Genomic DNA, 15,508 nt, shown 5'->3' with positions numbered 1-15,508 from the left:
GATACTTATTTAATGAAGTGTGCAACAAATATAAAACAAAAAGGATTGTTTTGAACATTAAAGAATTTGGCCAGAATTTCTTCGGGCCCTTGTTAAGTCAATATTTAAAGTCAGTATTCGAAGGCTCAAATGAAGGTCATCTCTACTATTGTTTGGCTCGCGAAGGGCATTTTATTCAAGCTGCGATTAGCGAGTTAAAAAAGCAAGGTTTACTCGATACAACTATTGATAGCAGGTACTTGATTGTATCTCGCGTATTCATGTTCAAGATACTGCTAGGAGCACCTGAATCTTGGCAGTTTTCTTTGTCGCCAAAATTTGAAGGTAATCTTCAAACATTATTAGCTCATCGTTTTAATTTGTCTCAAACGATAATCGATTCCATTTTAAGCGAAGCTGAACAAACAACTGATATCAATTTACCTGAAGATATAGATACGGTTAAAGCTGTGTTTTTAAAACATCATAATGAGCTGAGTTCAGTGGTTTCTGGTGCAAAAATTGCCTACTTAGCGTACTTGGAATATAAAGGCTTTGGTGTTGATGATATTGAGCATAATGTATTAGATATTGGTTATTCTGGCACTATTCAAAAATTGCTAACACTGCTTACTAGTACTAGCACGACTGGGCATTATTTTATCGCGAGTAAGCCGGGAACTCACGTTGTTGCTGGAAATAATGTTCAAATGCATGGTGTTTTCAAAGAGGGCGTTAAGTTAGGTGATGGCCATGTGATGTTAGATCGCTCTTTATTTTTAGAGAGTTTATTAACTGCACCAAGCGCACAGCTTGTTGATTTACGAATTAATCCTTTGGCTCCAGATAACGAAGAAAAATTTGAGTTTTTCTATGGTATGCGAGCAAACTGTCAAAAACAGTTCTATTTATTACAGGAATTAATGTCGGGCGCAATTGAGCACGTCGTTCATTGTTTTAAATATGATATCGAATATTCAAATGATGATTTAGATAATCTTTATGAGCAATATGTTTCCAAGCCAAATATGATTCCTCATGGTGTTCGTCATTTATTTGAAATTGATGATGCCATTTCGGGTAATGCCACTATTTCTTACCAGCAGCTTTTTCAGCTGTAGTCCATTTACCAAAAGTAGCAGCAAGAGTGTTAAAAATTGATTAAACGAATAGTAAGAGCAGCTAAACGCAGAGCCAGAGTTGGATTAAAAGCGGTAAGAAAGCCTAATACCATTAAAATGTACAAGCAAGCGGTTGATGAAGGCTTGTTTGATGCTGAATATTATCAGCAAAAGTATGGCAAATTCGTATCGGATTACGCGGCATTTCAAGATTACTTAGCAAAATCAAGTTTTGCTAACGTTAATCCGTCGAGTAAATTTGATACTGAGCAGTATTTAAGAACGAATGTTGATGTGTATCATGCAGGAAGTGGAGCTCTTCAGCATTACCTCGCCCAAGGAAAAACAGAAGACAGAGCTATTTCTAATGCTATTGAAAGATGGCATCCTAAAAACGTACTTTTACCTGAAATAGGTGATAGTTGGAAGAATCAAAAAGTAGCGCTTTGCCTACATATCTTTTATGACGATTTTATTGACCGTTTTGCTACTTGTATCGCTGATTTCCCTGTAGATGTTGATGTATTTCTCGCGGTAAAAGATTCAGCGATGGAGGTGAGAGCAAAATCGGTTTTTTGTAAGTTAACAACGGTAAAGCAGGTTAAAACTTGTGTTGCGGCTAATCAAGGGCGAAATTTTGGCCCTATGCTAGTTGAATTTTCTGATGAGTTATTAAACTATGATTTAGTCGCCCACGCTCACTCGAAAAAGTCTTTGTATTCAGGGCGTGAGCAGTTTCAATGGTCTGATTATTTAAATCAATTTTTATTAAAAGACCGTCATGTTGTAGCGAATGTCTTACGACTATTTGAGCAAAATGAAGATTTAGGTATATATTACCCAACGTCGTTTTGGATGATGCCGAGCTGGGTACATAACTGGACCTGTAATAAAGGCTTTGCTCAACCGTTTGTTGATGAGTGGGAGCTAGATATCTCAGATAATTTTCTTGTTTATCCTGTTGGTGGTATGTTTTGGGCTAAACCTAAAGCGCTAAAACAGTGGTTAGAAAAATCATACCAGTACGATAATTTTCCTGAAGAGCCGTTGCCAGCCGATGGTTCTTATTTACACGCTATGGAGCGTGCTTTAGGTTTGTTAGCTGAAAAAAACGGCTACAAACAGTTCTTCTATTATCCTGAGTCTAGCGAATTTACTACAGATAAGTCCTTTATCTTTAATCATTACCATAAAAATGCATTTGATCTAGGTGGTACTTTATCAAACTTTGATATCGTGTCATTTGATGTGTTTGATACCTTATTACGTCGTAAATATTTTGAACCCGATTATGCCAAGTTTTTACTTGCCAAAGAGTTCGTCTCTACTGGTCTAGTAAGTCATGAGCATGAGTTTATCGAGAAACGTAATCAAGCGGAATTTGCAGTCAGACAAACAAAAAACTTCCAAGGCGATGTTTCTATTTATGAAACTTACCAAGAGCTCGCAAAGCAATTTAATTGGACACCAGAACAGGCTAATTCATATGCAGATGAAGAGTTTGAATATGACTTGTTGATGACTAAGCCTAAAGATGAAATGGTTGACCTTGCGAATGAGCTTGCGCATATGGGCAAGGAAATTTGGTTAATCACGGATATTTATTATACTGCTAAGCAAGTTGAGTTAATGCTTAAGAAGATTGGCTTAGTTGCTCCTTATAAATTATTTGTTTCTTCTGAATTGGGTTTAAGAAAAGATAACACTACCATGTGGCATCATGTCAATGGGCTTTTATCACGAAGTGAGAAGTCTTTCATTCATGTTGGTGATAATGTAAGAAGTGACGCTCAACTATGTGGAGATCTTGGTTTAACAACAATGCATATATTAAACCCATATGATAAGTGGCGACTTGCCGGTTTTGATAATGTGCTAACAGGACCGTTAGATGAAAAAAATATTTTAAAATGGGGGCCATTAGTCAATAACTTTGGCCGCTATCCGTTTTTTGGTGAGCAATAAATAGCTGTTATGCGTAAATTATATCTCCATCTTGGCGCACATAAAACAGCTAGCACCTTGTATCAACGAAAACTGGCCATAGCATCGGCAATAAATGAATTGAAAATTATTTCGGTTCACCAACAAGACCGAGAGCAATACGTTTCGTTTAGAATAGGCTATTCAAAAATTGTTAACGATATAGAGGTTAATCATCACGACGCTGATGCGCTTGCAAGCAAGGAGCAAGCTTTGGCTGAGCTTATCGAACAATACTTAGCTAAATTTACCCAACCATCGATTCTTTGGAGTGATGAAAATTTATTAGGTACACCTATTGGCCATCGCGTAGGTCAATCAGGTGATTTTTCAACCCGCTTATATCCAGTTTCAGCTTCAATAGCGAAAGCCTTTGCTATTGCAACGCGAAATTTTGATGTCAAAGTGCTGTTATTAACTAGAGAATTAGAGTCATTTTTATTATCTAGCTATAAAGATTGGATTTATAAACTTGATCAACCTGATAGCTTAAGCGAGTTTGTTAATCGTATTGAACTAGCAGATTGTAGATGGCAGTCGGTTATTAAGCCGTGGCGTGAAAACTTTGCTGACAGTGCATGTTTTGTTGATAACTTTGAGCATTTTAAAGCCGAGCCGCAACAGGTGATTGCGTGGATGTGGCTATGGGCGAATTTGCCCTTGTCGGCAATTAATTTACAAAACTTGCCACAAATTAATTCTGGCTTAAATGCAGGGCAAATTGAGGTTGCATTAAACCTGATTCCACTGCTAAAACCTGAGGCTAAGGCGTCAACTCAAATCTATTTGAAGCAATTGCCGGTTGATAATGTTAAATTAAAGCTAGCACAAAGCACTAGGCTGCAAGTTATTGAGCATAGAGAAAATGTTAGCCTTTTAAATCTTAATGCAAGCGTTTAGTGGCTTGTAGATAAAAAATAAAGTAGTCAATGAACAATAGAACCTTATATTTACACGTAGGCTGGTCTAAAACAGGCACTTCTGCCATTCAAGCCGCGCTACACAGTGTAGCCGACCAATTACTTGCTAAAGGCATTTTATACCCCAAGTCGGTACAGTGGAATGACCACTCGCATCATAAATTTTCATTAGCCTTTAATGCCACTTCTGGCTATGGCTCTGAATTTAGTGCCGAGCAAGCAATGGCACATGTGGTGAATGAAATTAAACAAACGGGGGCCCACAGTGTTTTACTCTCGTCTGAATTATCACCGCTTTACTTTAACTTTGCTAACTTTAAGCAGTTTGTTAGTGAAAACTTTGACACCGTAAAAGTTATTTTTACCGTTAGGCGACAATCAGAGTTTATTTTATCTTTGTTTAATCAGCTAATTAAAGATCCTAAAGTTAGATATCCAGGAACATTATTTGCCTTAAGCATGTCGAATATGCATACCATGTCTTATTTGCCAAGGATTAATGACTGGGCGCAACATGTTGGTGATAAAAATATCCATGTTATTCCATACTCTAAAACTGTGGTACAAGACTTTTTAGATATTTTTGATGTTGCAGGTAGCGCGCCTGAAAACTCGTCGGTTAATCAGTCTATTCCTAATGAGTTAATTCAAGCGATTAAACTCTTTAATGGCGGGGTCAATAATGAAGCTAGTTATCAGCAAACCATTAATCAATTGCTGCAGGCTTCAAAACAATTAGAGGGTAACCAAGCTAATGGTGTTTTATTTTCTATCGCAGAGCAGCGTGGTTTAGATAATCATTTTAATCACCAAAATAACCAGTTGGCAAAGCGCTTTTTAAATAAAGAGCGATTGTTTGACGAAAAAGATTATAAGCCGGTGAAGTTTATTCCACCTAATATTTTAAAACAGCGAATGGATGTAAATAAATAACGTGGCAAGCAATATACCACGGCAAATAATTCAATTTTGCCATAACAAGGAACAGTTGCCAGAATTATTACAAAATGCGGTAAAAGCCACTAAAAGTAGCCAATGGTTTTTTAAATACCAGCTATATGATGACGAGTTAGCAAAAGCCTTTATTAGCCAACACTACGGTAATACTTGGCTAGATTTATATACTCGCAATAAAATAGCTGCTTCGCGCTGTGATATGTTTCGTTTGCTGGCGCTTTATCAGCTAGGCGGCTTTTATGTTGATTTGTCGATGGAAATTTCAACATCCTTATCTAAGTTTCGTGATTTTGATTTAGTATTGTTGCAGCGCGATGATATGGCAAAGCAAAATAATCGCCCAGTTGAAAGCGCACATTTTACCAATTCAATAATTGGTGCTCCTAAAAAGTCACCCTACCTTAAACGTTGTATTACTTTAATGCAGAATAGGCTAGAAAGTGGTTCGTATAACAATGATGTGATTCAGGCAACTGGTCCAGGCATTTTAAATGAATGCTTAAAATCTATTGATGAAGATTTTAAATTTAATAAAGTGCAATTTAGTTTGGCGCGTGGCAACTTATTTAACTATCGCCGAGTCAAAGGTTTTTCAAACTCTTGGGTTGAACAGCAAAAATCGGGTATTTATTAGGTCTTGTTGTGGTAAATAAAGAAACAACGATATATCTCCATATCGGTATGAATAAAACGGGTACATCAGCATTACAGTATTGGTGCCAAAACAATCGAAAATTATTACTAAAGCAAGGACTGTTGTATCCGCAAACAGGAATTGCTGGCGTTGCTCACTACGACATAAGTAATATCTTCGGATTTAAGCACAATAGTGAATGTACAACTAATAAATTTGCTGATGCTAGTGAACTAGTTGCTCAACTCGATAGAGAAATAATTAAATCTAAAGTGAGCAAAGTGTTAATTAGTTCAGAGAACTTTATTATTAATAAAGATCCCGCAATCATAAAACAGTTATTGATGCATTATGAGGTTAAGGTTATTGTTTATTTGCGACGTCATGACAGCTGGTGGGAGTCTGCATATAACCAGTCGTTAAAAATGGTTCATATGCCTCGCTATGATAAAGGTATAGAGCATTTCATTGTACAGCAAAATAAGGTTAACCGTTTATCTCGTTACCTAGAAACGGTGAATAAGTGGGCAAAAGTTTTTGGTGTAAAGAATGTAATAGTGAGGCCGTATGAAAAACAACAAATGCCACATGGTATAGTGGCAGATATGATGTCAATAATACAAATCGCTATAGCTCAAGAAAAGTACGTTGGTTTATCTACTAATAAATCATTGAGTAAAACAGCAAATTCAATTTTAGAGTTTGCACAAAGATCAAACCTAACAAAAGAGCAAGTGGCAAAAGTGCTCAATCACCTCAAAAACCAATCCTTTGTAGATAATAACATGCCATTGTTATCTCCAAAAAGGCGAAAAGAAATTGTTGAAAACAATATTACTCAGTACGGTAAAATAGCTAAGAACTATTTAAATCGTGAGCAATTGTTTTTTGAACCATTGCCTGATAAATATGAGTCTTGGCAAAAATTTACCCCCCCTTCAACAGAAGAGGTAGTTTCGGTTATTGTTCATGCATTGGCCGAAAAATCATGACCATAACCTTACATGTCGGCATGGGAAAATGCGGCAGTAGTGCTCTACAGCGCTTTTTGTCGACAAATTCTAAAATTGAAACTTCAAAGAATAAAAAATTACTTTATGTTGTAATTACTAAAGATTTGAAGTTGTTTTATGGTACGCGCCTATCTTGGTTTTATCGTTTATCTAGGAGAGACTACCTAGCGTCAGCTGAATTTAGATTTTGGGAAAAGAATGGGACTAAAACAAAGAAGCTTTTAGAAAGAATCAAAGTGTTATCTAAACATTACCATATTGTTCTCTCTAATGAGGGTTGGATTTCAGATCCAGACAAAGACTATGCAGTTTCTCTTTTTGATGAACTAAACCTTAAGGTTAACCTTTTAATGTATGTTCGCCCACCTTGTACTTGGTTAAATAGTGCTTGGTGGCAATGGGGCGCTTGGACCGGGGCTCCATTTGATAAATGGCTAAAGCAAAACACTAAGCGTGTTCAATATGCGAGCTTAATAGAGTCGTGGAAAAATAATGATTGTATTAGAGAAGTAAATATTCGAGCGTTACCAGCAAATATCATTGACGATTTTTGTGAAATTTTTCAGGTTACAAAGCACTCAGTTAAGTCGGTTGAAGCTCAACTTAATTCTAGTTTACCTAATGCAGTACTGCGATTGTTTCAGCGAAATCGTCAACTGCGTCCATCAGCCCATCAAGCTAGTGTTGATTTTACATTGATGAGGTTATTAACATTACAAGGTAAACCTGATTGGGTGTTGAGTAGGGGCAACATAGAAACCATTTTAAATGAAACTAAAAGATCTAACAGGGCGCTGCTAAAGATGGTTAATGATGATGTTCGAGCTTCTATAGAGCAGGATGACCGTTGGTGGCAGACTGACGCTTATCACAAGCTTAATTACCAGTGTCCTGACTATCCAAACCTAGACCCGATAGAGCTAGAATTATTAACAGTAAAGTTAATTCAACAATTGGCGATGCTTGAACAACAAAATAAAAGGTATAAGCGGTTGCTTTGGCCGCTTCATGTCGTTAAACAAGTGTTGAAACGTTAATTATGCTGAAAAGTCTACTCATTGCTTTACAAAGGAAGCCTGCACTAAAGCGTTTAAAGGCGAGCGCGATTGAATTTTTGAAATCCTACTGCGGTGATTACTTTTATGTGATTAAGCAATGGGCTTTACAAAAAGTAAATGCTTTTTATATTAGTTCGCCTAGAATTAGTTCTAAAAACCACAAAGGCTATCTTACATTTGCAAGCAATAGTGCCATTCATGGCTGGCTTGTTAATGAAAACGGGTCTGCTGTTACTCATTTACGTCTCTTGGTTAACGGTGTTGAGACAACTTTTCATCTTAAGAGAGTATTTCGAAAAGACGTAAAATTGCAATATGGGGTAGAAAGCGACTGTGGCTTCGAGATTTATTTTACGGCCGATGATTATCAACCTAAAACTTTTGAAATACAGCTACTGGAAAATAATTCAAATACAGTGTTATTTGATAGTGAAATAAAATATCAATGCTCTGAAGCGACAACAATAGCTAAAGCCCGTCGTTGCCATAACGCTAACCAGTTGGTTGATGTTGTAATACCAGTATATGCTGGGTTTGAAATAACAAAAAACTGCATTGAGTCTGTACTAGCGTCAAAAAATACCCAGCCATTTCGCATGTTGACTATTAATGATTGCTCTCCCGATCCGGAACTTTCTCAATGGCTTCGTGATATAGCGACAAAAGAGCCTTTAATTACCTTAATAGAAAACCCGCAAAACCTCGGTTTTGTGCAATCGGTAAATAAAGGAATGCAATTCGATAGGGCGAATCATGTTGTATTGTTAAATTCAGATACCGTAGTATCTGATAATTGGCTTGACCGACTTGTTTATCCGTTAACTCATGAGTCTAATATCGCCTCAATTACGCCGTTATCAAATAATGCGACGATTTTTAGTTTCCCAAATATGAATCCATCGAGTGACTTACCGTTAGCCGACTCCGTTGAAAGTATTAATCAGGCGCTGTTTAAGTATAACGCGCAAAGCTATGTCGATGTTCCCACTGGACACGGCTTTTGTATGTTAATACCTAGAGAGGCAATCGATACATTTGGAGTGTTTGATCATAAAACTTGGGGTAAAGGTTATGGTGAAGAGAATGACTTTTGTTTAAAGGCCAGTCGCCATGGTTGGCGAAATATAGCTGCATGCGATGTTTTTGTGCAGCATGTTGGCTCGGTGTCATTTGGTGAAAGTGCTGCTAAGCGTGTAGAGAAAAACTTAGCGATTCTTGAGAAAAGATATCCTGATTATTTGAATTCAGTAAATTGCTTTATTAATGCAGACCCTCTCCGACAATACAGGAATAAGCCAAGCCAATATTTGTTACTTAAGAGTCAAACAAATAGAAAAAGTATTATTCATATTATTCATAGTCTTGGCGGTGGTACTGAATATGCTATGCAGAGGCTAATAACGCTCTCAATCAAAGAAGGTGTTGATTGTTATATTCTTAGAAGTATTAACAATGGGCAGCTATATCGATTAGAAAACGCCGATCAAAGTTTGTCTGTAGTGTTTGACAGAGTTTCTGAATTCTCTAATCTTATAAATCTACTTCAAAAGCTATCTATAGAGTTAATTCATTATCATCAGCTTTTAGATTTTGATGATGATATAAAGCTTTTACCACGGCAGCTTGATGTAGATTACGACATTGCACTACATGATTATTATTTGATGTGCCCTCGAGTTAATATGTTACGAAAACGCAATGACTTTTGTGGTTTTCCATCACTTGAAAGCTGTCATGAATGTTTGAGCAATAGCGGACCTCACCCATCAAGTCGGTTTATCGGTAGTTCACTAAACAAGATCCAACAATTTTGGCAAGATAACAACGAGTTTTTGTCAAAAGCTCGGATGGTTGTTTCTCCTTCAAATGCGACAAAAAAGCTGTTTGAAAATCATTTTAATGGACTAGAAGTTATTTCTAAAGTGCATCCAGAAGACGTGGTAATCCGTCAGTTAATCGAGCTGGATAGTGAAAGTAGTAGGGTAAATGTTGCCGTTATCGGAGCATTGGGGGAGCATAAAGGCATTGCTCGGTTTAAAGCCTTGCTTACATTGGCGGAGAAACAATTCCCTAGTTTGCATTTTGTATTATTTGGCTATGGCTCTGATTCCTTAAACAAATATAAAAACTTAACGATTACTGGCAAATATAAGGTTTCAGAATTAAAGTGCTTAGTTTCAAATTTTCAATGTGACCGTGCATTGTTTTTAAGTCCTTGGCCTGAAACGTTTAGTTATACATTATCAGAAGCTTTTGAGCTTGGGTTGTACCCTATAGCTCCAGATATTGGTGCTTTTTCTGAAAGAATAATGGCTGCTGGGGTTGGTCAATTGTATTCGTTAGGTGATTCAAATGAACACTTGTTGCACCTATTAGAAAAAACACACAGTTCCGGCGGTGAATATACCGTAGGTAAACAATATAATAATATTTTACTAGACTATTATGAGTTGACCTAGTCATTCGGTACAGAATAGCGTTATACTCCGTCGTCTTTTTTATGTTTTTAAAATTTCCTGAACGGAAAAGTTTTATTTGAAATTCCCTACTTTTACTTCTTTAGGTCAAAAAGAAATATATGCGGCTGAATCAATTGTTGCTATGTCGGTTTATCACGGTGATAAATTAAAATGGATCAAAGAGGCCGTTAACAGCATACTTGAGCAAACTTATCGAGATTTTATATTCGTGATTGTGATTGATGGTGATGTTGATAAGCAGACATTAAACTACCTAAAACAACTTTGTTTAGCGGTTGATAACATGTTTGCTTATCAAGGTGTAACCCAAGCAGGATTAAGCACGTGTATGAATTTTGCCATAGATTATGGTTTAAAAATTAATGCTCGTTATTTCTTTAGAATGGATGCTGATGACAAGTCACTGCCAACACGCCTAGAAAAACAGGTTAACTACTTTTCTGAAAAATCACATGTAGATGTTTTAGGGAGTGCATTGATAGAGATTGATGAGCAAGGACAAAAAGTTGGCGCGCGAAAATTTCCTGAACACCACGATCTATTGGTGAAAATATTACCTTTACGCTGCCCATTGAACCACCCAACGGTAGCTATTCGTTTCTCTGTGTTTGAACAAGGTTTTCGTTATAATCCTATGCACCTTAATACACAGGATTACTTTTTTTGGGTTACCTTAGCTTCAGCGGGTTTTAAGCTCGCAAATATTAGAGAGCCATTGCTTGAATATCGTCGGGTACAAGGTTTTTATAAAAGGCGCGGTAAAGATAAGTCTATTAATGAATTTAAAGCACGATTATTTGCGATGAAAACGTTAAAGCGCTATAACATTAAGACGTTAACATATGCATACTTTGTTTTGGGTTTAAGAATGATGCCAAGCTTTGTGATTAAACTTGCCTACAAGTTTGACCGTAAATTTATCCATGGAAATACCGATAACACAACATGATTGGTGCAGTTGTAGTTTTGTATAAACCTGACGTTAACGTCGTCAGTAAACTTATTGAGTCGCTTGTCGAACAAGTCGATAGGGTCATTTTAGTTGATAACTCTCCTTCACAAAGTCAATTTCTAAAGTTAGATGATAATGTAGAGTACGTGTTTTTTGGTCAAAACAAAGGTATTGCTAGCGGACATAACTATGGCTTAAAAGTCCTGATGGCGAGAAAATTTGATTATGCCGTGTTATTTGATCAAGACAGTTATGTTGATGAATACTATGTTAGAGGCATGCAGGAGCTATTTGAACTTTCAGAACAAATGGATTTTGACTTGGCAGCTATTGGCCCTAAAATTAGTTGTAACTTTACTGATAACATTATTAAGCCCAAATTTCAGCGGACAGCATTTGATTATGATTCTTTGCAAGGCGTACCTCAAATTATTGCGTCGGGTATGACGATTAAAGTGTCAGCCCTGGAAAAAATAGGGCTGAAAGAAGATAGTCTTTTCATAGATGGTGTTGATCACGAGTGGTGTTGGCGTGCTAAACAAAAAGGTTTTCACGTGGCGCAAGCAAAAAATATTATCATGAACCATCGATTAGGTGATTCGAGAAGTAAGTTTTTAGGCTTAACCTATAAGGTGGGTTCGCCAATTAGGCTTTATTACCAATTTCGCAATATTTTGATTTTATCTCGCCGAGGCTATGTGCCTACATATTGGAAAGTGCGCTGTATAAGCCTAATGCCAGTTCGACTTTTTTTAAATGCCGTAATGCAAAGACAAAGAAAAGCTCGACTCAGGTTTATGTTATTAGGGCTTATAGATGGAATTTTTAAGCGTGTCGGTCCTTATAAACAAACATTTCAAAAACATCTATAGAATAAAGAGCAATTACTTTAAAACGTAATCAATATAGAGTACTCTGATAAACAAAATAAATACTGTCGAATTGTAAGGATGTATATGACAACCCCTATTAAAAAAGCTGTAATTCCTGTCGCTGGTCTTGGTACACGAATGTTGCCGGCAACAAAGGCTATTCCTAAAGAAATGTTACCCATTGTTGATAAACCGTTGATTCAATATATTGTTAACGAGTGTATAGCTGCGGGAATTACAGAGATAGTGCTTGTAACACATTCTTCTAAAAATGCGATAGAGAATCACTTTGATAAATCATTTGAATTAGAAACTACGTTAGAAAAACGTGTTAAACGTCAGTTACTGGAAGAGATTCAAGCAATTTGTCCGAAAGATGTGACGATATTGCATGTACGCCAAGGTGAAGCTAAAGGTTTAGGACATGCTGTTTTAAAAGCCCGTCCTATCATTGGTGATAACCCGTTTGCGGTCATTCTCCCTGATGTTGTCCTTGATGATGTGTCAGCAAATCCAAAAACTGAAAACTTAGCAGCTATGTTAGCTCGTTATAATGAAGTAGGTGGCTATAGCCAAGTAATGGTTGAGCCTGTACCTATGGAGCAAGTAAGTAGCTACGGTGTTGTTGATTGCGGTGGTGAGGTATTAGAGCCAGGCGATTCAAAACCAATGACGGCAGTTGTTGAAAAACCACTTGCTGATGAAGCGCCATCTAATTTAGCAGTTGTCGGTCGTTATGTACTTTCAGAAAAAATATGGGATTTATTGGAATATACCCCTCCTGGTGCAGGTGGTGAAATTCAGTTAACTGATGCGATTGCAAGCTTAATGAAACTTGAAATGGTAGAAGCTTTCCATATGACAGGTAAATCTCATGACTGTGGTTCAAAATTAGGTTATATGAAAGCGAATGTAGAATATGCGCTAAGACATCCCTCTTTAGGCGAAGAATTTAAAGACTATTTAAAATCTTTAACGATATAAAACGTTTATATCTTAAGAAAAAATAAAGGGGCTTTCTTAGTCTCTTTGTTTGAATATTCTTGTAATCCGTATGTCGAACTTATACTTAATTTTTATATCTTTTATATAAATGAAGTTAGACAAAACGTATGGATATATGTGAGAATTGAACCAATTACCTTTAATCCACAAAATAGTAGTTTCTATGAACTTAACTCATTTAAAACAACTTGAAGCAGAGTCAATTCACATTATGCGTGAAGTGGCTGCTGAATTCGATAATCCTGTTATGCTTTACTCTGTTGGTAAAGATTCTGCAGTATTATTACACCTTGCTCGAAAAGCTTTTTATCCTGGTAAAATTCCATTTCCATTATTACATGTTGATACAACATGGAAATTCAAAGAGATGATTGAATTTCGTGATCGTATGGCAAAAGATTATGGCTTTGATTTACTTGTTCATATCAATGAAGAAGGTGTAAAAGAAGGTGTTGGCCCATTTACTCATGGTAGTGCGAAACATACCGATGTGATGAAAACGCAAGGCTTAAAACAAGCGTTAAATAAGTATGGTTTTGATGCTGCATTTGGCGGCGCGCGTCGTGACGAAGAAAAATCTCGTGCAAAAGAGCGCGTTTACTCATTCCGAGATAAAAACCACCGTTGGGATCCTAAAAGCCAACGTCCTGAATTATGGAATACTTATAACGGTAAAGTTAATAAAGGCGAAAGTATTCGTGTTTTCCCGCTTTCTAACTGGACAGAACTTGATATCTGGCAGTATATCTACTTAGAAAGTATTGAAATTGTGCCGCTTTACCTTTCAGAAAAACGCCCTGTGGTTGAGCGTGATGGTACGTTAATTATGGTTGACGATGAGCGTATGCCACTTGAAGAGGGTGAAGAAGTGCAAATGAAAGATGTGCGCTTTAGAACTCTAGGTTGTTACCCATTAACTGGTGCCGTTGAATCAACTGCTTCCACACTGCCAGAAATTATTCAAGAAATGTTATTAACAAAGACTTCTGAACGACAAGGCCGAGTGATTGATCATGACTCAGCTGGTTCAATGGAGAAAAAGAAGATGGAAGGTTACTTCTAATGAGTCATCAATCTGAATTAATAGAACAAGATATTCAAGCGTATTTAAAGCAGCACGAAAATAAAGAGCTTGTTAGGTTTTTAACTTGTGGTAGCGTTGATGACGGTAAATCAACGTTAATCGGTCGGTTATTGCATGACTCAAAAATGATTTTTGAAGATCAACTTGCAGCGATTGAGAACGACAGTAAAAAATCTGGTACAACAGGTGAAACGGTTGACTTAGCGCTTTTAGTTGATGGCTTACAATCTGAGCGTGAACAAGGTATTACGATTGATGTAGCTTATCGTTATTTCTCTACAGAAAAACGTAAATTCATTATTGCCGACACGCCAGGTCACGAACAATATACCCGTAATATGGCTACAGGTGCTTCTACTTGTGACTTAGCCATTATTTTGATTGATGCTCGTCGTGGTGTTCAAGTGCAAACGCGTCGCCACTCTTATATTTGTTCATTGCTTGGTATTAAGCATGTACTAATTGCTGTCAACAAAATGGATTTGGTCGATTACGATCAAGAAACTTACCAGCAAATTAAGAAAGACTACCGTGAATTTGCGGAAGACTTAAACTTTGATGATATTCGTTTTGTGCCTATTTCTGCGCTTAATGGTGACAATGTTGTTGAAGAAAGTGATGCTATGAATTGGTATCCGGGTGCAACATTAATGAAGTTATTAAATACGATTAATGTTGAACGCGACGAAACGCTTAATGAGTTTCGTTTGCCTGTACAGTATGTAAATCGTCCGCATTTAGATTTCCGTGGCTTTGCTGGAACAATAGCCGCTGGCGATATTCGACTTGGCGATACTGTTGTTGCTTTACCATCATTAAAAGAAAGCAAAGTTAAAAGCATTGTTACGTTTGATGGTGATATTGAGCACGCTGAAAAAGATATGGCGGTTACGCTAACGCTTGAGGATGAGATTGATATTTCACGTGGTGAAATGTTAGTTAAAAAGGGCGCTTTACCGCACTCTTCAAAAGATTTTAACGCAACTGTTGTCTGGATGCATGACGAAGCCCTGCAGCCTGGTAGAGAGTACTATATTAAGCACGGTACAAAATTAACGACAGGTTTTATTAATCAAGTTAATTTTAAGACTGATGTTAATACGATGGAGAAATCAGAAGCTAACCAATTGCAATTGAATGAAATTGGTAATGCTGAATTCTCAGTCGCTGAAACCTTGCATTTTGATGTCTATGACAAAAACCGTGAAACGGGTTCGTTTATCATTATTGACCGACTGAGCAATGTTACGGTTGGCGCAGGTATGATTTCAGAACTTGTTGAAGAAAAAACTGAAGCTGCATACTCTGCTTTTGAAGTAGAGTTCAATGCATTAGTTCGCAAGCACTTCCCGCATTGGGGTGCAAGAGATATTGGTAAGCTATTAGGCTAACCAGTTGATAAACGCCTGCTAGAATGCAGGCGTTTTTATTCAGTTAATATATTTTGAAT

13 protein-coding genes are annotated in these 15,508 nt (G+C 37.0%); all 13 read left to right on the top strand.

The features are described 5' to 3' along the window. The first annotated feature begins 50 nt into the window (after window positions 1-50). The 13 genes from QQK02_RS03755 (at window position 51) to cysN (ending at window position 15,449) form a co-directional block, all read left to right on the top strand. A complete protein-coding gene (locus QQK02_RS03755; protein WP_284206607.1) occupies window positions 51-1,100 on the top strand; it encodes an HAD family hydrolase in 1,050 nt (349 codons plus the stop codon). Between the two features lie 36 nt (window positions 1,101-1,136). Then, the gene (locus QQK02_RS03750) at window positions 1,137-3,065 is read left to right on the top strand and encodes a rhamnan synthesis F family protein (protein WP_284206606.1); all 1,929 of its coding nucleotides are present in this window, start codon (window positions 1,137-1,139) and stop codon (window positions 3,063-3,065) included. Between the two features lie 9 nt (window positions 3,066-3,074). After that, window positions 3,075-3,983 (top strand): hypothetical protein, encoded by a 909-nt coding sequence (locus QQK02_RS03745; protein ID WP_284206605.1) that lies wholly within the window; start codon window positions 3,075-3,077, stop codon window positions 3,981-3,983. Between the two features lie 29 nt (window positions 3,984-4,012). After that, complete coding sequence (locus QQK02_RS03740; protein ID WP_284206604.1) at window positions 4,013-4,936, top strand: hypothetical protein; 924 nt, start codon at window positions 4,013-4,015, stop codon at window positions 4,934-4,936. Between the two features lie 55 nt (window positions 4,937-4,991). Further along, complete coding sequence (locus QQK02_RS03735) at window positions 4,992-5,594, top strand: glycosyltransferase family 32 protein (protein WP_284206603.1); 603 nt, start codon at window positions 4,992-4,994, stop codon at window positions 5,592-5,594. An 8-nt stretch (window positions 5,595-5,602) separates the two neighbouring features. Beyond that, a complete protein-coding gene (locus tag QQK02_RS03730) occupies window positions 5,603-6,586 on the top strand; it encodes a hypothetical protein (protein ID WP_284206602.1) in 984 nt (327 codons plus the stop codon). After that, window positions 6,583-7,644 carry a hypothetical protein gene (locus QQK02_RS03725; protein WP_284206601.1) on the top strand — a complete coding sequence of 354 codons (1,062 nt, stop codon included), beginning with the start codon at window positions 6,583-6,585 and terminating at the stop codon, window positions 7,642-7,644. Before QQK02_RS03730 ends, QQK02_RS03725 begins: the two co-directional genes overlap by 4 nt. 107 nt (window positions 7,645-7,751) lie before the next feature. Further along, window positions 7,752-10,124 carry a glycosyltransferase gene (locus tag QQK02_RS03720; protein WP_284206600.1) on the top strand — a complete coding sequence of 791 codons (2,373 nt, stop codon included), beginning with the start codon at window positions 7,752-7,754 and terminating at the stop codon, window positions 10,122-10,124. Window positions 10,125-10,200: 76 nt separating this feature from the next. Beyond that, the gene (locus QQK02_RS03715) at window positions 10,201-11,094 is read left to right on the top strand and encodes a glycosyltransferase (protein ID WP_322790590.1); all 894 of its coding nucleotides are present in this window, start codon (window positions 10,201-10,203) and stop codon (window positions 11,092-11,094) included. Then, a complete protein-coding gene (locus QQK02_RS03710; protein ID WP_284206599.1) occupies window positions 11,091-11,969 on the top strand; it encodes a glycosyltransferase family 2 protein in 879 nt (292 codons plus the stop codon). Before QQK02_RS03715 ends, QQK02_RS03710 begins: the two co-directional genes overlap by 4 nt. 84 nt (window positions 11,970-12,053) lie before the next feature. Continuing rightward, window positions 12,054-12,953: a UTP--glucose-1-phosphate uridylyltransferase GalU gene (galU, locus tag QQK02_RS03705; RefSeq protein ID WP_284206598.1), complete on the top strand. Its 900-nt coding sequence runs from the start codon at window positions 12,054-12,056 to the stop codon at window positions 12,951-12,953. Between the two features lie 184 nt (window positions 12,954-13,137). Next, window positions 13,138-14,037 (top strand): sulfate adenylyltransferase subunit CysD, encoded by a 900-nt coding sequence (gene cysD / locus QQK02_RS03700; RefSeq protein WP_284206597.1) that lies wholly within the window; start codon window positions 13,138-13,140, stop codon window positions 14,035-14,037. Further along, window positions 14,037-15,449, top strand: a complete 1,413-nt coding sequence (gene cysN, locus QQK02_RS03695) for a sulfate adenylyltransferase subunit CysN (protein WP_284206595.1) — start codon at window positions 14,037-14,039, stop codon at window positions 15,447-15,449. The genes cysD and cysN overlap by 1 nt, the downstream gene beginning before the upstream one ends. The last annotated feature ends 59 nt before the right edge of the window (window positions 15,450-15,508 follow it).

The sequence above is a fragment of the Thalassotalea eurytherma genome, assembly GCF_030161415.1.
GTDB lineage: Bacteria > Pseudomonadota > Gammaproteobacteria > Enterobacterales > Alteromonadaceae > Thalassotalea_G > Thalassotalea_G eurytherma.
Note: the sequence above shows the minus strand (reverse complement) of the source record. Positions and strands in the feature narration are given on the sequence as shown.